Origin of the sequence: Streptomyces sp. cmx-18-6 (genome assembly GCF_046548915.1) — a bacterium.
Classification (GTDB): Bacteria; Actinomycetota; Actinomycetes; order Streptomycetales; family Streptomycetaceae; genus Streptomyces.
The window spans coordinates 140,224-161,665 of the sequence record NZ_JAEBEP010000012.1 but is presented as its reverse complement, the minus strand read 5'-3'; the positions used below and the strand labels follow the sequence as shown (position 1 = coordinate 161,665).

Sequence of the window (21,442 nt, the reverse complement as noted above, 5' to 3'; positions counted from 1 at the left end):
CTGCCGGAGATCCGCTCGGCCGCCGTGATCCTCCGCCAGGACGGCCCAGCCGGGCCTCGAAGGCTGGTCGCCTACGTCGTTCCGGCGGGCGGCGATGCGGGCGGCGTTGCGAAGGACCACGGGCCGGGCGATGCGGTGGGAGACGCCTCCGGCCATGCGACGGGCGATGCGGTAGGAGCCTCCAGCGACGCGGCGGGAGACGTCCTCAGTGACGCGACGGGCGTCGTCCCCAGCGACGCGGCGGACAACGGACCGGGGACCGCGACGGGCCGGGAGCCGGGTGGCTTTATCGACCCCGCCGCCCTGCGTACGGCCCTGGCGGGGACCCTGCCCGCCCATATGGTGCCCGCCGCCTTCGTGCCCCTCGCCGGGCTGCCGGTGACCGCGCACGGCAAGCTCGACCGCGACGCCCTGCCCGCGCCCGACTTCAGCGCAGCCACCGGACAGGCCGCCCCCGAAGGGCCCGTCGAGGAGGCCCTCGCCGCCCTCTTCGCCGACCTGCTCGCCCTGCCCTCCGTGGGGGCCGAGGACGACTTCTTCACCCTCGGCGGCGACAGCATCCTCTCCCTGCAACTCGTGGCCCGGGCCCGGGCGGCCGGGTTCCGCATCACCCCGCGCGAGGTCTTCGAGGAGACGACGGTACGGGCGCTCGCCGCGCTGGTCTCCGGCCGGGCGTCCGTGCCCGCCGCCCCCGCGACGGCTCCGGCGGCCTCGCCCACCGGTGCCGCGCCGCTCACGCCCATCATGCGCTGGCTCGCTGAACGCCCCGGCCCCACCGGCCGGTTCAGCCAGTCGATGCTGCTCACGCTGCCGCCGGGAGCCGACCACCCCCGCACCGCCCAGGTCCTGAGCGCGGTACTGGACCACCACGCCGTGCTGCGCGCCCGGATCGACCTCGCGGCCGGGACCTTCGTCGTCCCGGAGCCGGACGCGGCGCAGTCTCCGCCGCCGCTGGACGAAGGGTTGGGGGACCCACAGGCCGGCCCGGACTTCTGGGCCCGCGAGGTCGACGAGCTCGCCGCCCGACTCGCCCCGGCCGAGGGCCGCATGGTGAGCGCCCGGAGCTACGCGGGGAACGGGGAGGCCCCCGGCAGGCTGCTGCTCGTCATCCACCACCTGGCCGTGGACGGCGTCTCCTGGCGCATCCTGCTCGACGACCTCGCCCAAGCCTGGAGCGACGCCTCCGAAGGGCGTGCCCCTCAACTACCGCACCCGACGACCTCCTTCCGGGAATGGTCGCTCGCCCTGGAACGGGCGGCCGCCCGCCGCACCGCCGAACTCCCCCTCTGGCAGCAGGTCCTGGCCGCTCCGGACCGCCTCCCGGCCCCAGACCGGCTGCCCGCTCCGGACCGGCTCCCCGCCCCGGCGGCGTACACGCGGCTGGACCTGGGAACGGTCGCCGAAGCCCGCCATCTGACCCGGACCCTGAGCGGCGACCACACCCGCGCCCTCCTCACCGGGGCCGCCGAACGCCACGGCGCACGGGTCCAGGATCTGCTGCTCACGGCGCTGGCCCGTGCCGTACGGGAGTGGAGCGGGCGCGAGGGCGTGGACTTCGCCGCCCATGTGGAGGGCCACGGCCGGGAGCAGCAGATCGAGGACGGCCTCGACCTCTCCCGTACCGTGGGCTGGTTCACCAGCCTCTACCCCGTACGCCTGGCGGCCACGGCCGGCGAGCCCCCGGCCGACACCCTCGCCCGCACCCGGGACCACCTGGGGACGCTGCCCGACAGCGGCATCGGATACGGCCTGCTGCACCACCCGCATCCGGCCGAGGGCCCGTCCGGGGACCGGGCGAACCGCCCGGCCGCAGCCGAGGCGCCCGCCATCGCCTTCAACTACCTGGGCCGGTTCACCACAGCGCCCGGCGGCGCGGGAGCGCCCTGGAGCCCGGCGGCCGAGGCGGGCGTACTCGGCGGCGCGATCGACGACGCGCTCGCGATGGCCCACGCCGTGGAGATCAACGCCCTCACCCGCGACACCCCTGACGGACCGCTGCTGGACACCCGGATCACCTGGTCACCGGCCGCCGTCGACGGCGGGACGGCCCACGCCCTCGCCGACTGCTGGGAGCGTGCGCTGACCGCGCTCGCCACCGCCGGGCCACCACCCGCCGAAGCGCCCGCCCAGGCGCCGGCCCACGGGCTGTCACCCCTCAGCCCCGAACAGACCGCACTGCTCGAAGCCCGATGGAGGAACCGGTGAGCGTGGACCACGGCCTGGAAGACATCCTTCCGCTGGCGCCCCTGCAAGAGGGCCTGCTCTTCCACGCGGACCTCTCCGGCGCGAGCTCCGGCTCCGGCACGGCCGAGGGGATCGACGTCTACACCATGCGTCTGGTCTTCCGCCTCGACGGCGACCTCGACGCCACCGCCCTGCGCCGGGCGATGGACACGGTGCTCGACCGCCACCCCCACCTGCGGGCGGCCTTCCTCCAGGAGGGCCTGGACCGGCCCGTCCAGGTCGTCCCGCGCGACGGCGAGGCGCCCTGGCGCGAACTCGACCTGCGCGACGCGGACCCCGGGCAGCGCCGGGCGCGGGAGCAGCGCGTCCTCGACGAGGAACGCGCCCACCGCTTCGACCTCACCCGGCCCCCGCTCCTGAGGCTCACCCTCCTGCGCCACGCCGACCAGGAGCACACCCTCATCCTCACCGCCCACCACATCCTCCTCGACGGCTGGTCCGTGCCCCTGCTCGGCAAGGAACTCTTCACCGCCTACGCCCAGCACACCAAGGCCCCCGCCGCGCCCACGCTCCCGGCCGTACGGCCCTACCGCGACTTCCTGGCCTGGCTCGCCGCCCAGGACCGCCCGGCCGCCGAAGCCGCCTGGTCCCGGGCGCTGGCCCCGCTGACCGGGCCCACGCTGCTCGTCCCCGCGCCCGCAGGCGGCTCCGTGGCCGAACCGCCCGTCCAGCTGGACCTGCGGCTCTCCGCCGCCACCGCCGAAGGGCTGGCGGCGTTCGCGGCGGCCCGCCGGCTCACCGTGGCCGCCGTCCACCAGGCCGCCTGGGGCATCACGCTGGCCCGTCTCACCGGCCGGTCGGACATCGCCTTCGGGACCACCGTCTCCGGCCGGCCGGCCGATCTCGACGGCGTGGAGTCCATGATCGGACTGTTCATCAACACCCTTCCGGTGGTCGTCCACGCACCGCCGCGCGCACCGCTTTCCGACGTCGCGACCGCCCTCCGCGCCGACCGGACGAAGCTCCTCGGGCACGAGCACCTGGGGTTGCAGCGCATCCAGCAACTCGCCGGGCACAGCGAGTTGTTCGACACCCTGCTCGTGGTGGAGAACTTCGGCGTCGACAGCCGGGGGCTCGCCGAGGCCCAGGCGGCGGGTGGCCTCACCGTGCGCTCGGTACGCGGCGAGGACGCCACGCACTATCCCGTCACCGTCGTCGTCCACCCCGGCCCCGAGCCCCGGATCGCCCTGCGCCACCGCCCCGACCTGCTCACCGCCGGCCGGGCCCGCGCCCTCGGCACGGCGTACGTGCGCGTCCTGGAGGCCCTGGCGACCCACCCCGAGGCCCCCGTCGGCACGGTGGACCTGCTCTCGGCACCGGACCGCCGCCGCGTCCTGGAGGACGGCGAAGCCCTGGTCCCGGAGGAGCGGGACTTTTCGGATGAGGGGGACATCCCGGGGGAGGGGGACTCGCCCGATGCGCGGGACTCCCCGGAGGAGCGGGACGACGAGAGCATCCCGGGCCGGTTCGCCGCCGCCGTCGCCCTGGACCCCGACGCGATCGCCGTGACGGACGCGGACGTGCGTACCAGCTATCGCGAACTCGACGCCGCATCCGACCGGATCGCCCACCTCCTGCACGCGCACGGAGCACGCCCCGGCACCCTGGTCGCCCTCGCCCTGGACCCCTCCACCCGCCAGATCGCCGCGATCCTCGGGGTGTTGAAGACCGGAGCCGCCTATCTGCCGCTGCCCACCGACGCCCCGGCCGACCGGATCGCCCTCCAACTGGGCACCGCACGGCCCGTGGTGGGCCTGACCACCACCCAACACCGGGCCCAAATGCCCCCGATCGGCGGCAGGACGGACCGCCCCGGAGCGGGGTGGCTCGCCCTGGACGAGGTACCGGATCCGGAACCTTCCCCGCGTCCGGCGCCCCGCGTCCCCCGCGACGCCGCCGCCTACGTGATCCACACCTCCGGCTCCACCGGCCGGCCCAAGGGCGTGGTCGTCGAACACCGCAGCGTCCTGCGCCTGCTGGACGCCACCGACGAGGACTTCGGCTTCGGACCCGCCGACGTGTGGACGCTCTTCCACTCCTACGCCTTCGACTTCTCCGTCTGGGAGATCTTCGGCGCCCTGCTGTACGGCGGCCGGCTCGTCATCGTCCCGCGCGCCGTGACCCGCGCCCCCGAGGAGTTCGCCGCCCTCCTGCGCCGCGAACGCGTCACCGTGCTCAACCAGACCCCCTCCGCCTTCCACCAGCTCGCCGACGCCCTGCCGGAGAACCCGAAGGGCGACGAACTCGCGCTGCGCACCGTGGTGTTCGGCGGCGAGGCGCTGGATCCCGAGCGACTGGGGGAGTGGTGGCGACGGTACGGGGACGAGGGCCCCGAACTCGTCAACATGTACGGCATCACCGAGACGACCGTCCACGTCACCCACCGGGTGCTGGACGCAGCACCGGCCGCAGGGGCGGACGACGGGCCGCGCAGTCCCGTCGCACCGGCCGCAGGGGCGGACGGCGGGCCGCGCAGTCCCGTCGCACCGGCCGCAGGGGCGGACGGCGGGGCGCGCAGTCCCATCGGCCGGCCGCTGGAGGACCTCGCCGTACGCCTTCTGGACTCCGCCCTCCACCCGGTCGCCCCCGGCGCCACAGGAGAGCTGTACGTGGCGGGGCCCGGCCTGGCGCGCGGCTACCTGGGACTCCATGCCCTCACCGCCACCCGCTTCGTCGCCGACCCGTACGGCGGGCCCGGGTCCCGGATGTACCGCACCGGCGACCTGGCGCGCTGGACGGCGGACGGGGAGCTCGACTACCTCGGCCGCGCCGACGAGCAGGTGCAGATCCGGGGCTTCCGGGTGGAGCCGGGCGAGGCGCGGGCCGCCCTCGCCGCGCTCGACGAGGTCGCGGACGCCGTCGTCCTGGCCCGCCCCGCCCCCGGCGGCGGCACCAGGCTCCTCGGATACGTCACCCCCGCCGGCGGCGACCCGGTCGACCCGGCCCGGCTCCGCGAGGCCCTGCGCGCACGGCTGCCCGACTATCTCGTACCCGCCGCCGTCATGGCCGTCGACCACTGGCCGCTGACCGGCAACGGCAAGCTCGACCGGAACGCCCTGCCGGAACCGGAGGACGGGGCCACCGCCTCGGGACGCGCGCCGGCGACGCCGCAGGAAGAGATCATCGCGCACCTCTTCGCCCAGATCCTGGAACGCGAACAGGTCGGCGTCGACGACGACTTCTTCGCCCTCGGCGGCCACTCCCTGCTGGCCACCCGGCTCGCCTCCCGGATCCGTGCGGCCCTGGACGTACGGCTGTCGGTACGCGATGTCTTCGAGGCCGGGACCGTCGCCGCGCTCGCCCGCCGCACCCGGAACGCCGAGGCCGCCCCCGCACCCCTGCGCCCGCGACCGCGCCCCGACACCCTGCCGCTCTCCCCGGCCCAGCAGCGGCTGTGGTTCCTCCAGCAGCTCCACGGCGTCAGCGCCGACTACGCCATCCCGTTCGCCGCACGCCTCACCGGCCCGCTGGACGTCCCCGCCCTGCGCGCCGCCCTCACCGACGTGCTGACCCGGCACGAGAGCCTGCGCACCGTCTTCCCCGCCACCGAGGGGCGGCCGCGCCAGCACATCGTCGGGGCGAGCGACCTCCCGCCTCTGCTCACCGTGGTCGAATCCACCGGCCAGGACGACGAACTCCGTTCGTTCACCGAGGAGATGACCCGAACGCCCTTCGACGTCGAGCGGGACGTGCCGCTGCGGGCGGGGCTGCTGCGACTCGCCCCCGACCAGCATCTGATCGTGCTTGTCGTCCATCACATCGCCGCCGACCAGTGGTCGGCCCGGCCGCTCCTCACCGACCTCGCCACCGCCTACGCGGCCCGCCGCGAGGGCCGCGCCCCCGACTGGCCGCCGCTGCCGGTGCAGTACGCGGACTTCACCCTCTGGCAGCGCGAGACCCTCGGCTGGGACGACGGCGCACCGCTCTCCGGCGGCATCGTCGCGGCCCAACTCGCCCACTGGCGCGAGCACCTGGGCGACCTGCCCGCCGAACTGCCCCTGCCCGCCGACCACCCGCGCCCCGCGGTCCCGAGCCACCGGGGCGGCTTCATCGGCTTCACCGTCCCGGCCGACGTCCACGCCGCGATGCGCACCCTGGCCCGTACCGAGTCGGTCTCGCTGTTCATGGTCGCGCACGCCGCCCTGGCGACCCTCCTCGCCCGCACCGGCTCCGGCCACGACATCGTCATCGGCACGCCCGTCGCCGGACGCCACGACACCGCGCTCGACGACCTGGTCGGCTTCTTCGTGAACAACCTGGTCCTGCGCACCGACCTGTCCGGCGACCCGTCCTTCCGGGACCTCCTGCGCCGGGTCCGGGAGGGCGACCTCGCCGCCTACGCCCACGCCGACATCCCCTTCGAACACCTCGTCGACGCGCTTGCTCCGCAACGCTCGCTCGCCCGCCACCCGCTGTTCCAGGTGATGCTGGCGTACGAGAACCGGCAGGCGGGTGAGATCGGGCTGCCCGGCCTCACCACCACGACCGTCCCGGCGCGCGGCCGCTCCGCCAAGTTCGACCTGACCTTCACCCTGGCCGAACGCGACGGCACGGACGGCATCGAAGGCGTGCTGGAGTACGCCGAGGACCTGTTCGAACCGGCCACCGCCCGGGCTCTGGCCGAGCGCCTGGTCCGGGTGCTGTCCGCGGCCGTCACCGACCCCGCCGCACCGCTGCACCGCCTGGAGATCCTGAGCGCCGCCGAACGGACCGCGCTGCTCGGCGGCCCCGAGGACGCCGCCGTCCCCCGGGGCGACGCCTGCGCCACCCTCCCCGGACTCTTCGCCGCCCAAGCCGCCGCACACCCCGCAGCCCCCGCGCTCGCCGGACCCGCCCTCGCCACGGGCCTGCGCACCGAACTGGACTACCGGGGCCTGGACGCGGCCGCGAGCGCCCTGGCCCGCACCCTCACCGACCACGGCGTACGGGGCGGGGACCGGGTGGCGGTGATGCTGCCCCGCACCGTCGAGGCCGTCGTCGCGCTGCTCGCGGTGGCGAAGACCGGAGCCGTCTACGTCCCGGTCGACCCGGGCTACCCGGCCGAACGCATCGCCCACATGCTCACCGACGCCGCCCCCGCCCTCCTCCTCACGGCCACCGGGACACCCGCCTCCGCAGCCCCCGCCCCCGGAGGCGTGCCCCGCCTGGAGCTGGACAGCTCGCTGCTCACCCGGTCCGCCGACGACCCCGGGCACTGGCGCGCCCTGCGCCCCGACGCGGCGGCCTACGTCATCTACACCTCCGGCTCGACCGGCCGGCCCAAGGGCGTGGTCGTCACCCACACCGGACTGCCCGCCCTCGCCCGTACGCTCACCGACGCCTTCGCCCCCGGCCCCGGCTCCCGCGTCCTCCAGTTCGCCTCGCTGAGCTTCGACACCTCCGTGTGGGAGATCGCGATGGCGCTGCTCACCGGAGCGGCCCTGGAGATCGTGCCCGCCGAACAGCGCCTCGGCGAACCCCTCGCCCGCTTCCTCACCGAGCACCGCGTCACCCACCTCACCGTGCCGCCCGCCGTCCTCGCCGCGCTCCCCGAGGACGCGGTCGCCCCCGGAGCCACGCTCGTCGTCGCCGGAGAGGCGTGCACACCCGCTCTCGTACGCACCTGGGCCGGCCGCACCCGGATGTACAACTCCTACGGCCCGACCGAGACCACTGTCGACGCCACCCTGTGGCGCTGCGCCCCGGACGGGCTGCGCGCCGACGACAGCGGGCCCGTCCCGGTCGGAACCCCGGTCGTCGAGACCGCCGTCTACGTCCTGGACGCGGCCCTGCGTCCCGTACCGCCCGGCACTCCAGGCGAGTTGTACGTCGCCGGGTCCGGGCTCGCCCGGGGGTACTGGGGCCGCCCCGGGCTCACCGCCGGACGCTTCGTCGCCAACCCGTACGGGCCGCCCGGCTCCCGCATGTACCGCACCGGCGACCTGGCCCGGCGGCGCGGCGACGGGGAGCTGGAATACCTGGGGCGCGCCGACCACCAGGTGAAGCTGCGCGGCTTCCGCATCGAGCTCGGCGAGATCGAGTCCGCGCTCACCGCCCTGCCGGGAGTGCGCCAGGCCGCCGCCGCACTCCGCGAGGACCGGCCCGGCAGCAGACTGCTCGCCGCCTACGCCGTCGCCCGGCCCGGCACGGACCTCGACCCCCGGGAACTGCGCGAGGCGCTCGCCCGCCGACTCCCCGACTACGCCGTCCCCGCGACCGTCACCGTGCTGCCCGCCCTTCCGCTCGGCCCCACCGGCAAGGTGGACCGCACGGCCCTGCCCGCCCCGGCGACCTCGTCGGCCGATGACGACGACGCGCCCCTGGAGGGGGCCGCCGCCGCCCTCGCCGCCCTCTTCGCCGACGTCCTGCGGCTGGAGCGCCCGCCCGGCGGCGACGACTCCTTCTTCGCCCTCGGCGGTGACAGCATCTCCTCCATCCAACTGGTCTCCCGTGCCCGGCAGTCGGGCTTCGACGTGAGCGCCCGGCAGGTCTTCGAGCGCCCCACCCCGCGTGCGCTGGCCGAGGTGGCCGCCCCGCGCACGGACGCACCGGCCGACCGGGCTGACCCGGTGGCGGACGCGTCCGCGCCGGCCCTGTTCACCCCGCTCATGCACTGGCTGCGCCGCAACCCCGAGCACTGGACCGGCTTCCACCAGTCGATGCTGGTCACCGTTCCGGCCGAGCTCACGGCGGAGCGGCTGCGCACCGCCCTCGGCCTCCTCCTGGACACCCACGACCTGCTGAGCGCGACGGCCGTCACCGACGCGGAGCAGCCGTGCCTCACACCGGCCGACACCGCCCCGGACCCGGCCTCCCTCCTCACCGTCGTCCCGGTCTCCGGGGACGAGGCCGGGCTACGGCACGCCATCGACGCGCACTCCCGGGCCGCAGCCGGTGAACTCGACCCGGAACACGGCAGGTTGCTGCGGGCCGTGTGGTTCTCGCGCGGCCCCGGCCGCGACGGACGGCTGCTGCTGCTCGTGCACCACCTCGCCGTCGACGGGGTGTCCTGGCGGGTGCTGCTGCCCGACCTCGCCCACGCCGTCACCACCGGTACGCCCCCTCCCCGCCCCGGCACCTCCTTCGCCCACTGGGCGGACGCGCTGTACGCGGACCCCGAACGCTTCGCCGACGAGCGGGACCACTGGGCCGCCGTGCTCCAGGACCCGCCCGCGCCCCTGGCCGCCCCGGACGCCGCGACCGCCCGGCACACTCCCGGCGAGCTGCGCACCGAACTCGCCCCGGAGATCACCGCACCGCTGCTCGCCGCGACCGCCGCAGCCTTCCACGCCCGCCCCGACGAACTCCTCCTGGCGGCCCTCGTCCACGCGATCGGCGGTGACGCCCCGCTGCTGGTCGACCTGGAATCGCACGGCCGCCACGAGGAGGCGGTCCCCGGAGCCGACCTCTCGCGCACGGTGGGCTGGTTCACCACGCAGTACCCCGTACGACTGGACCCCGGCAGCGGTTCCCCCGGGCAGGACGTCAAGCAGGTCAAGGACCGGATCGGAGCCGTCCCCAACCGGGGAACCGGCTACGGGGCCTTGCACGCGCAAGCGCCGAGCGGGGCCCAGATCGCCTTCAACTACCTGGGCCGCTTCACCGCCGAGGCCCCCGGCGGGCACTGGGGCCCCGCCCCGGAATCGGACGCCGTCCACCCCGGCCCGCAGCCCGTCCTCATGGGCGGACACGTACTGGACCTCAACGCCTCCACCCTGGACGGCCCGCGGGGACCGGTGCTCACGGTCCGCTGGACGTACGCCGCCGATCTCCTCGGCCCCGACCGCGTCCGCACGCTCGCCGACCGGTTCACCGCCACCCTGGGCGAACTCGTCCGGCGCACCGGCGAACCCGGCTTCGCCGGACACAGCCCCGGCGACTTCGCCGTGCCGCTGAGCCGGCAGGAGATCACCGAGCTCGAAGCGGCCCACCCCGCACTCGACGGCGTACTGCCCCTCACGCCCCTCCAGCACGGTCTGGCCTACCACGCGCTGACCGAGGACGTCACCGGACCCGATGTCTACGTGGTCCAGCTGGAGTTGGAGCTCACCGGCCCCCTCGACCCCGCCCGACTGCGCCGCGCGGCCCGGGCCGTCGTCGACCGGCACGCCAACCTGCGCGCGGGATTTAGGCGGCTGGGCACCGGCCGGCTGGTCCAGTACACGAGTGCCGAAGCCGCTCCGCGGTGGACCGAGCACGACCTACGGGAGCACCCCGCCGACCTGGCGGCCCTCGTCGCCGATGACCGCGCCCGGCCCTTCGACCCGGACCGCCCGCCGCTGCTGCGCTTCACCCTGATCCGTACCTCCGAAGACCAGTGGCGGCTGCTGTTCACCAGCCACCATCTGCTGCTCGACGGCTGGTCGGCCCCGCTGCTCCTCACCGACCTCTTCGACGCCTACGCCGGCCGACAGCCGGTCCAGCGCCGCCCGTTCGCCGACTACGCTCACTGGCTCGCCACCCGCGACCGCCCGTCCGCCGAAGCCGCCTGGCGCGGTGCCCTGGCCGGGACGACGGAACCCACCCTGACGGCTCCCGCCTCCGCCGCCGCGCCGCCCACAGCCCTGATCCCCGAGGAGACCGGGACCGTACTCGACGCCGACCTCACCTCGGCGCTCCAGCGGTACGCACGGGCGGAGGGCACCACCCTGAACACCGTCGTCCAGGCGGGCTGGGGACTCGTCCTGGCCCGCCTCACCGGCCGGGACGACGTGGTGTTCGGCAGCGCGGTATCCGGCCGGCCCGCCGAACTCGACGGTGTGGAAGGGATGCTGGGGCTGTTCGTCAACACCCTGCCCACCCGCGTACGGATCCGGCCGGACCTTCCGATCGGGGAGACCGTCACCGATCTGCACGCCCGCCAGGTCGCCCTGCTCGACCATCAGCACCTCGGACTGGCGGACATCCAGCGCCTGTTGTCCCTGCCGGCCCTGCTGGACACGATGACCGTCTTCGAGAACTACCCCTTCGACGACGAAGCCCTCACCGGCAGCGAACGCGCCGCCGGACTCGATGTGCGCGGGGTCGGCGGCCGGGACGCCACCCACTATCCGCTGACGCTCGCGATCACCCTCCAGGGCGGCCGGCTGCGGCTGGTCCTCAAGCACCGCCCCGACCTGTACGACGCCGACGCGGCGCAACGCGTCCTGAGGCTGCTCACCCGCGCCCTGGACCACCTCGCCCACCGGCCGCAGACGCTCGCCGGTCGGGTGGACATCGCCCCGGAGACGGCCACCGGGGTGACGGGACGGGCCGTGCCGGCCGCCGACGTCGAGACGCCTGCCGCCCCCGCCGAGACCCTGGGCTGCGCTGCCGTGGTGGCAGCCGTCGCCGCCGTGGAACCGGACGCCGTCGCCGTACGCACCCTCGGCGGCGGAAGGACGCTGAGGTACGGCGAACTCGCGGCGCGGGCAGGCCGGTTCGCGGAGCTGCTGCGGGAATCCGGCGCCGGACCGGAGGCCGTCGTCGGCATCCTGCTGCCCCGCTCCCACGACCTGGTGATCGCCGAACTCGCCGTGTCCTGGACCGGAGCGGCCTACCTGCCGCTGCACCCCGACTGGCCCGCCGACCGCATCCGCGCGGTGCTCGGCGCGTCGGGCGCGGTCGCGCTGGTCTGCGGCCCCGGCACGGACACCGCCCCGTACGGGCGGCTGCCGGTCCTGCACCCGCCCGCCGCCGAGCCCGGGGCCGGGTCGGGGAACGAGCGCTGCGCACCGCCCGCCGGGCCCGCGCCGGACCGGCTGGCGTACGTCATGTACACCTCCGGCTCCACCGGGGAGCCCAAGGGCGTCGGCGTCCCCGAGAGCGCCGTCCTCGCCCTCGCCGCCGACAGCCGGTTCGCCGGTGACGCCCACCGCCGGGTGCTGGTCCACTCGCCGCACTCCTTCGACGCGGCCACCCACGAGATGTGGGGCACCCTGCTGCGTGGCGGCGAACTGGTCCTCGCCCCGGACGAACCGCTGGACCCGGCCCGCTGGCGCGAGCTGCTGGCCCGCGACGCCGAGCGGGGCGGGGGAGTGGACGCCGCCTGGTTCACGTCCGGGCTGTTCGCCCTGCTGGCCCAGGACGCGCCGGAGACCCTCACCGCGCTGCGCGAGGTGTGGACCGGCGGCGACGTCGTCTCGCCGGCCGCCGTGGCCGCCGCACTGGCCACGGCACCCCACCTGCGCATCGTCAACGGCTACGGGCCGACCGAGACCACCACGTTCGCCACCGCCCACGCGGTGGACCCGGGCGCGCCCGACGACGGCCCGCTCCCGATCGGACGCCCCCTGGACGGCATGACCGCCCGGGTGCTGGACACCGCGTTGCGGCCCGTCCTGCCCGGAGTGCCGGGCGAGCTGTACGTCGGGGGCGCGGGCCTCGCCCGCGGCTACCACCGGCGGCCCCGGCTCACCGCCGAACGGTTCGTCGCCGATCCGTACGGAGCGCCGGGGGAGCGGTTGTACCGCACCGGCGACCTGGTGCGCGTCCGCCCGGACGGGGGCCTGGACTTCCTCAGCCGCACCGACGACCAGATCAAGCTGCGCGGGCACCGGGTCGAGCCCGGCGAGAGCGAAGCCGCCCTGCTCGCCCAGGAGGGCGTCTCCCGCGCGGCCGTCGTCCTGCGCACGGACCTGCCGGGCGGCCCGGCGCTCGTCGGCTACGTCGTACCGGAGACCGGGTCGGGTGGATCCCCGGACCTCTCGGCCCTGCGCGACCGGCTCGCCGCCGTCCTCCCCGCGTACCAGCTCCCCGCCGTCCTCCTGAGCGTCGAGGCGCTCCCGCTCACCGAGAACGGCAAGGTCGACCGCAAGGCCCTGCCCGCGCCCGGGCCCGCCGCCTCCACCCGGACCCGGAGCGGACAGGAGCCGGTCGACCAGCGCACCGAACTGCTCTGCCGCATCTTCGCCGACGTCCTGCATCTGCCCGAACTCGGCCCGTACGACGACTTCTTCGAGCACGGCGGGCACTCGCTGTCCGCGATGAGCCTGGCCGGCCGGGTACGGACGGCCCTGGGAGCCGACCTCAGCGTGGGCGACCTGTTCACCGCCCGGACCCCCGCGGCCACCGCGGCCCTGCTCCGGGACGCCCGGCGGCCCGCCCGCCCCCCGGTCGCGGCAGCCAGGGGCCCGCGACCCGCCGAACCGCCCCTCTCCGCCGCCCAGCAACGCCTCTGGTTCCTCCACCGCCTCGACGACGAGCCCACCGCCGCGTACAACGTGCCCATCGCCCTGCGCCTCACCGGCCGCCTGGACACCGAGGCGCTGCGCCACGCCCTCGCGGACCTCGCCGCACGCCACGAGGTGCTGCGCACGGTCTTCCCCGAACGCGAGGGCCGCGCCGTGCAGCACATCCTCACACCGGGCGACGCCCCCGTACCGCTGACCGTCCGCGACGTGGCCGCGCCGGAGCTCGACGCCGCCCTCTCCGAGACCGCCACCCGGCCCTTCGCGCTGGAAGCCGAGACCCCGCTGCGCGCCGCCGTGTTCCGGGTGACGCCGCACGGCGAAGGGGGCCGTCACGACGTGGTGACTCCGTACGGGGAAGGGAAGCGCCCCGACGTGGTGACTCCGTACGGGGAAGGGAAGCGCCCCGACATGGTGACTCCGTGCGGCCAAGGGGAGCGCCAGGACGTGCTGCTCCTGGTGCTGCACCACATCGCCGGCGACGAATGGTCCGTACGCCCCCTCCTGGACGACCTGGCCACCGCCCTCGCCGCCCGCACCGGCGACCGGGCCCCGCGATGGGCTCCGCTGCCGCTCCAGTACGCCGACCACACCCTGCGGCAGCGGGAACTGCTGGGGGCCGAGAGCGACGAGGACAGCGAGATCGGCCGCCAGATCCGCTACTGGAAGGACGAGTTGGCCGGGCTCCCGGCGGAGACCGCGCTCCCGCTGGACCGCCCGCGCCGACCGGACACGGGCCACGACGGCGGGGTCGTCACCTTCGGGTTGTCGCAGGAAGTGACGCGCGGGCTGCGACGGCTGGCCTCGCGGACCGGCGCGACGCCGTTCATGGTCGCCCATGCGGCGCTCGCCGTCCTGCTGCACCGCGTCGGAGACACCGACGACGTGCCGATCGGCACGCTCGTCGCCGGCCGCGACGACGCCTCCGTCCATGACCTGGTCGGCTTCTTCGTCAACACCCTCGTGCTGCGCACGGACCTCGGCGGCGACCCGACCCCCGCCGAACTCGTGGCGCGCGCCCGGGACACCACACTGGCCGCGCTCGACCACGCGGACCTCCCCTTCGAGCGGCTGGTGGACCTGCTGGACCTCGAACGCTCCCTGGAACGGCACCCGTTGTTCCAAGTGATGATCAACTACCAGACGTGGACCACGACCGGCCCCGAACTCGCCGGACTGGGAAGCGAACCGCTGGCGGTGCACACCCGTACCGCCAAGTTCGATCTCACCTTCACCCTCGTCCAGGAACCCGGCGCGGACGGCGCCCTCAACGGCGGCATCACCTACCGCACCGGACTCTTCGACGAGCAGACCGTCCGGCGGCTCGCAGGCTGGTACGAGCGGGTCCTGACCGCCTTCGCGGAGCGCCCCGACCACCCAGCCTCCACCTGCCGCCTGCTCACCGACGACGAGCACCACCGGCTGGTCACCGAGTGGAACCGCGCAGAGGAGCCGGTACAAGCGCCCACGATCGCCGGGGAGTTCGCCACCCGGGCGGCCCTCACCCCTGATGCCCCCGCCGTGATCGACGGACCCCGCACCCTCGCCTACGGCGAACTGCTGGCCCGGGCGCAGGCGCTCGCCCTACGGATGCGGAGCCACGGAGTGCGGCACGGCGAACCCGTCGCCGTCCTGCTGCCCCGCTCGACGGAACTGGTCATCGCGGCCCACGCCGTGTTCCAGGCCGGAGGCGCGTACCTCCCCCTGGATCCGGCCCATCCCGCACAGCGCATCACCGGCATGCTCTCCGACAACCCGCCGCCGCTGCTCCTCACCGACACGGCCCACCGAGCCCTGCTGCCCACCGGTCTCGGCTGCCCCGTACTGCTGGTCGACGCCCCGGACGCGGAGGGCCGGGGGGCCCAAGCGGCAGACACCGGAGGCCGAGTGCTCGGCGACCCGCAATCCGGCGACCCGCGCTCCGGCGACCTGCAATCCGACGACCCGCGCTCCGGCGACCTGCGAACCGGCGGCCCGCGCTCCGGCGGCCGGGACCTCGAAGGCCAGGGCGCGCCCGCCCCGTTCGAGCCCGCCGTCCCTCACCCCGCGCAACCCGCGTACATCCTGCACACCTCGGGTTCCACCGGCCGCCCCAAGGCCGTCGTCGTGCCGCACGGAGCGCTGGCCAACCGGCTCGCCTGGACCCAGCGGCGCTTCCCTCTCGGCCCGGGCGACCGGATGCTCGCCAAGGCGTCCCCCGGATTCGACGTATCGGTCTGGGAGTTGACCGGACCGCTGCTCGCCGGAGCCACGGTCGTCCTCGCGGGCCCGGACGGCCACCGCGACCCCGCGTACCTGGCCCGGATCATTCGCGAACACCAGGTCCACGCGGCCCACTTCGTGCCGTCCCTGCTCGCCCTGTTCGCCGCCGAACCGGAGGCCGCCCACTGCACATCGCTCCGGTGGGTCTTCAGCGGCGGCGAAGCGCTCACCGACGCCCTCGTGCGCCGCTGCGCGGAGGTCTTCACCGCACCCGTCGTGAACCAGTACGGGCCCACCGAGGCCGCCGTCGACGTCACCGCCCGCATCGCCGTCCCCGGCGAACAGCCGCTCGTGCCGCTCGGCACTCCCGGGGCCGGCACCCGCGCCTACGTCCTGGACGCGCGCCTGCGCCCCGTACCGCCCGGCGTGAGCGGGGAGCTCTACCTGGGAGGCGTGCAGTTGGCCCTGGGCTACCTCGGCAGGAGCGGGCAGAGCGCCGAGCGCTTCGTCGCCGACCCGTTCGGCGGCCCGGGGGAGCGGCTCTACCGCACCGGCGACCTGGCCCGCTGGAACCGGCGCGGTGAGCTGGAGTACCTGCGCCGCACCGACGACCAGGTCAAACTGCGCGGCGTACGGATCGAGCCGGAGGAGGTACGGACCGCCCTGCTCGGCCATCCCGGCGTACGGGACGCGGTCGTCGTCGTCCGCGAGGATCAGCCCGGCGCGGCGCGGCTGGTCGGCTACGTCACCACGCAGGACGACACCGGCCCCGCCGATGCCCTCCCCGCCGACCCGGGCACGCGCACCGCGCGAGGACTCCCCGCCGCCCCGGACACCGGCGCCCGCACCGCCCGGCTGCTCCCCGCCGACCTGATCGCGCACCTCGCCCGGCTGCTCCCCGCCGCCCTGGTCCCCTCCGACGTCGTGGTGCTGGACCGCTTCCCGCTGACCGTGAGCGGCAAGCTCGACCGGTCCGCCCTGCCCGCACCGGCGTCCGCACGGCCCTCCGGCGCCGGACCGCTCACGGACGCGACCGAGCGGGTCGTCGGCGAACTCTTCGCGGACGTGCTCAAGGTGACCGCTGTCGGACGGCACGACAGCTTCTTCAGCCTGGGCGGCGACAGCATCTCCTCCATCGTGCTGGTCAGCGCGGCGCGGCGGCGCGGACTCGTGATCAGCCCGCGCGACGTCTTCGAACAGCGCACCGTCTCCGCCCTGGCCCGGACCGCCCGGCGGGAGGAGACGACGGTCTCCGTCCACGACCCGGGCGCGGGGACCGTGCCGCTCACCCCCGTCATGCACGCCCTGCGCCGGCGCGGCGGCGACCACCGCACCTACAGCCAGTCCATCCTGGTGACCACACCGCCCGGCCTCACGGCCGAGAGGCTGCGCCACGCCCTGGCCCTCCTCCTCGCCCACCACCCCGTCCTGGCCGCCCGGCTGGACACGACGGCCGACGAGTGGGCGCTCCACGTCCCCGAGGACCCCGCCCTCGACGCCGACGCCCTGCACTGCCTCCGCCCGGATCCGGAGAAGGCCGAGGCGCTCGCGGAGGCCATCACCGAAGCGTCCCGCACCGCCACCGGCCGGCTCGACCCGCACGGCGGCCGGATGCTCCGCGCGGTCTGGTTCGACCTGGGATCCGGGAGCGGGCGGCTGCTGCTGATCGCCCACCACCTGGTCGTCGACGCGGTGTCCTGGCGGATCCTCCTCCCCGACCTCGCCCAGCTCTGCGCCGACCCGGTGGCCCCGCTGCCCCCGGTCGAGGTCTCCTTCCGCAACTGGTCCCACGCCCTGACCGGCACGGCCGCCGATCGACGCCCCGAACTCGCCTACTGGGCTGATACGTTGGGTGATCCGGCCGACCCCTCCCCGTACGGGCGCACACCGGACCCCGCCACCGACACCCCGGACACCGTCCACCGGTTCACCACCACCGTGCCCGCCGCCCTGGCCGGCCCGGTCCTCAGCGAGGTCACCGAAGCCTTCCACTGCGGTGAACAGGACGTCCTGCTCACGGCCTTCGTCCTCGCCCACAGCCGCTGGCGCTCCACCGGCAGCACCCTCGTCCTCCTCGAAGGGCACGGCAGGGACGCCGCCCTGCCCGGGGTCGCCGCCCCCGCCCGCACGGTCGGCTGGTTCACCAGCCAGTACCCCCTGCGGGTCCGGCTGCGGGACGCCGGACCCGACACCACGATCGCGGACCCGCAGGCGGCGGGCCGGCTGCTCAAGCAGATCAAGGAGCAATTGCGCGCCGTACCGGACCACGGCATCGGCTTCGGCCAACTCCGGTACCTGGAAACCGAATCCGCGGCGGCCCTCGCCGCCCGCCCGGAACCCCTGACCGGCTTCAACTACCTCGGCCGCTACGACGTGGGCGAGGCCGAAGCCGCCGCACCCGAACCCTGGACCCCCAGCCCCGAGTCGCCCGCCGTCTGGCGCGAGCCCCCGGCACTGGGCGTCCGGACGGCGCTGGACCTCGACATCACCGCCCTGCGCCGCCCCTCGGGCACCGAGCTCTCGGTGAGCTGGCACCACGCGAGCCGGCTCGTGAGCGACGAGGAGATCGCCGTGCTCGACCGGTGGTGGCGCACCGCCCTGGAAACCCTGGTGTCCGCCGCCCGCACCCAGGCGGCCGGACACACCCCGTCCGACCTCGGCCTGCTGTCGCTGAGCCAGGACGAAATCGACGAGTTCGAAGACGAGTGGAGGACCACGTGACCGGCGCACCCTCGGGACTGCAGGACATACTCCCGCTGTCCCCGCTCCAACAGGGGCTCTACTTCCTCTCGTCGTACGACGAGAGCGCGCTGGACGTGTACACCGTGCAGCTGGCCCTGGACCTGACCGGACCGCTCGACCCGCCCCGGCTGCGCCGCGCCGCCGACGCGCTCCTGAACCGCCACACCAACCTCAAGGCCGCCTTCCGGACCCGGCGCAACGGCGACCCCGTCACCGTCATCCCGCACACCGTGCGCATCCCCTGGCAGGAGACCGACCTGTCCGGCCTGGAGGCGGCCGAGCAGGAGCGCCGGGTGCGGCGGCTCACCGACGCCGACCGGCACACCCGCTTCGACCTCGCGCGGCCGCCGCTGATCCGCTTCACCGTGCTCCGCCTGGCGGCCGGCCGGCACCGGCTGCTCCTCACCCACCACCACCTGCTGCTGGACGGCTGGTCCACCGCCCGCGTGGTCCAGGAGCTGTTCGCCCTGTACGCGGCCGACGCCTCGCCCGCCGCCCTGCCCGAGGTCCGCCCCTACCGCGACTACCTGGCCTGGGCCGCCGCCCAGGACCAGGTGGCCGACGAGCGCGCCTGGAGCGAGGCGCTGGCCGGTCTCGACGGGCCCACCGTGATCGCCCCGGCGCTGGACGGGCGGCAGCCGCAGGCCGAACCGGCAGCGCTGCCGGTGGAGTTGGGCCCCGGGTCCGCCGCCGCCCTGGTCGCCGCCGCCCGCGCTCTCGATGTGACCGTGCCCGTCGTCGTACAGACGCTGTGGTCGCTGGTCCTCGCCGATATGACGGGACGTCAGGACGTGGTGAGCGGCACCACGGTGTCGGGACGGCCCGCGGAACTCGCCGGGGCCGAGCACATGGTGGGGCTGTTCATCAACACCCTCCCGGTACGCGTACGGCTGCGGCGGACCGACACCCTCGCGGGCCTGCTGCGCCGCACGGCGGCCGAACAGGCCGCGCTGCTGCCCCACCACCATCTCGCGCTCGCCCGGATCCAGAAGCTCACCGGGTCCGGCGGCCCGCTCTTCGACACCCTGTGCGTGTTCGAGAACTACCTCGTCGACACCGCGGACGGCGATGAACAAGCCGAGGAGGCGAAGGAGTTCGCAGGACTGCGGGTCACCGCCGTCACCGGCCAGGACGCCACCCACTACCCGCTCACCCTGGTCGCCGCCCCCGGCCAGGACGGCGGCCCCGTGCTGCGGCTGCGCTACCGCACGGACGCCCTGACCGAACGCGATGCGGCCCGCGTCGCCGCCCGACTGCGGCGCGCGGTCGAGGAGTTCACCGCCGACCCGCACCGCCCGCTCGCCCGCACCGACCTCCTCACCCCCGCCGAACGCACCCGGGTCCTGACCGACTTCAACGCCGACACCACCCCGCTCACCCCCGCCACCCTGCCCGAGCTCTTCGAACGGCAGGCGGCCGCCCACGCCGGCCTGCCCGCCGTGGACGACGGCGGCCGCGTCCTCACCTACGCCGAGCTGAACACCCGCGCCAACCGCCTCGCCCACCACCTCGTCGCGGCCGGCGTCGGACCCGAGGACGTCGTCGGCGTCGCCCTGCGCCGGGGCGCCGACGTCTACGCGGCCCAGCTCGCGGTCGGCAAGGCCGGCGGCATCTTCGCGCCGCTGGACCCGGACCAGCCCTCCGGACGGCTCGCCGGGCTCGTCGCGGACAGCGGGGCGGACGTCGTCCTCACCCACTCCGCCACCGACGCCACGGGCTGGTCGGGCGAGGCGACGGTCATCGAGACCGACCGGCTGCCCGCCGGCCTGCCGGACCACGACCCGACCGACGCCGACCGCCGGTCACCGCTGAGCCCGCACCACGGGGCCTACCTGATCTACACCTCGGGGTCCACCGGCAGGCCCAAGGGCGTCCTCGTCGAACACCGCCCGCTCGTCGACCTGATCGCCTGGGCCCACGCGTGCTTCTCCACCGGACCGGGCGACCGCGTCACCCAGTTCGCCTCCCCGAGCTTCGACGTCACCTTCTGCGAACTCGCCAACTCGCTCTTCGCCGGCGCCACGCTCGTGGTCGTCCCCGAGGAGGAGCGGGCCGGTGCGCCGCTGGCGGAGTTCCTCGGCCGGGCCGCCATCACCCTGGCCGTGATCCCACCCACCGTCGTCGCCTCCCTGCCGCTCGACGCCACCCTGCCCGAGAACATGAGCCTCATCGTCGGCACCGAGGCCCTGCCCCCCGAGGTCATCCGCACCTGGGCGGGCCGCCACCGGCTGTTCAACGCCTACGGGCCCACCGAGGCCGTGGTCAACTCCGCTACCTGGCAGGTCCCTTCGGACTGGACCGGCGGGCCGGTCCCGATCGGCCCCCCGGACGTCAACAAGCGCGCCTACGTCCTCGACGGCCTGCTGCGCCCGGTCGCCCCCGGCGTCCTGGGCGAGCTGTACATCGCGGGCCCCGGCCTTGCGCGCGGCTACCTCGGCCGCCCCCTGATCACCGCCGACCGGTTCGTCGCCGACCCCTTCGGCCCCCCGGGCACCCGCATGTACCGCACCGGCGACCTGGCCCGCTGGAACGAGCGGGGCGAGCTGGAGTACGCGGGCCGCACCGACCACCAGCTGAAGATCCGCGGCTTCCGCGTCGAGCCCGGCGAGGTCGAGGCCCGCCTCACCGCCCACCCCGGCATCGCCCAGGCCGTCGTCACCGGCCAGACCGACCCCCGGGGCATCCGCCGGCTGGTCGCCCATGCCGTCCCGGCGGCGGGCAGCACCCCCCGCCCGGCCGACGTCATCGCCTGGGCCGCCGAGAGCCTGCCGGACCACATGGTCCCGGCCGCCGTCGTGCTGCTCGACGCGATCCCGCTCACCCCGGCCAACAAGACCGACCGGGCCGCCCTGCCCGCCCCGGACTTCACCGCACCGGGGGACGGCGGCACGGCCCCGCGCACCGACCGCGAGAAGGAACTCGCCGCCCTCTTCGCCGAAGTGCTGCATCTGCCCGAAGTCGGCGTGGAGGAAAGCTTCTTCGCCCTCGGCGGCGACAGCATCTCCGCCATCCAGCTCGTCGGCGCGGCCCGCCGCCGAGGACTGCGGTTCAGCCCCCGGGACGTCTTCGAGCGGCGTACGGTCGAACAACTCGCCGCCCTCGCCCGC

At 75.3% G+C, this 21,442-nt stretch carries 3 protein-coding genes (2 of these 3 running past the window's edge); all 3 read left to right on the top strand.

From position 1 onward, the window contains the following. Tightly spaced (each overlapping or abutting the next), the 3 genes in view from ACLJPL_RS26165 to ACLJPL_RS26155 form a layout consistent with a single transcriptional unit that may run on beyond the window. Positions 1-2,205: the final stretch of an amino acid adenylation domain-containing protein gene (locus tag ACLJPL_RS26165; protein ID WP_411083390.1), read on the top strand. It extends 15,954 nt beyond the left edge of the window; 2,205 of the gene's 18,159 nt are visible here — the last part of the coding sequence; its start codon lies beyond the left edge, outside the window; it ends in the stop codon at positions 2,203-2,205. Continuing rightward, complete coding sequence (locus tag ACLJPL_RS26160; protein WP_411083389.1) at positions 2,202-18,314, top strand: amino acid adenylation domain-containing protein; 16,113 nt, start codon at positions 2,202-2,204, stop codon at positions 18,312-18,314. The genes ACLJPL_RS26165 and ACLJPL_RS26160 overlap by 4 nt, the downstream gene beginning before the upstream one ends. Beyond that, positions 18,311-21,442, top strand: partial view of an amino acid adenylation domain-containing protein gene (locus tag ACLJPL_RS26155; protein ID WP_411083388.1) — the beginning only. Its footprint extends 12,567 nt past the window's final position; the window shows 3,132 of its 15,699 coding nt (coding positions 1-3,132); the start codon lies at positions 18,311-18,313; its stop codon lies beyond the right edge, outside the window. The genes ACLJPL_RS26160 and ACLJPL_RS26155 overlap by 4 nt, the downstream gene beginning before the upstream one ends.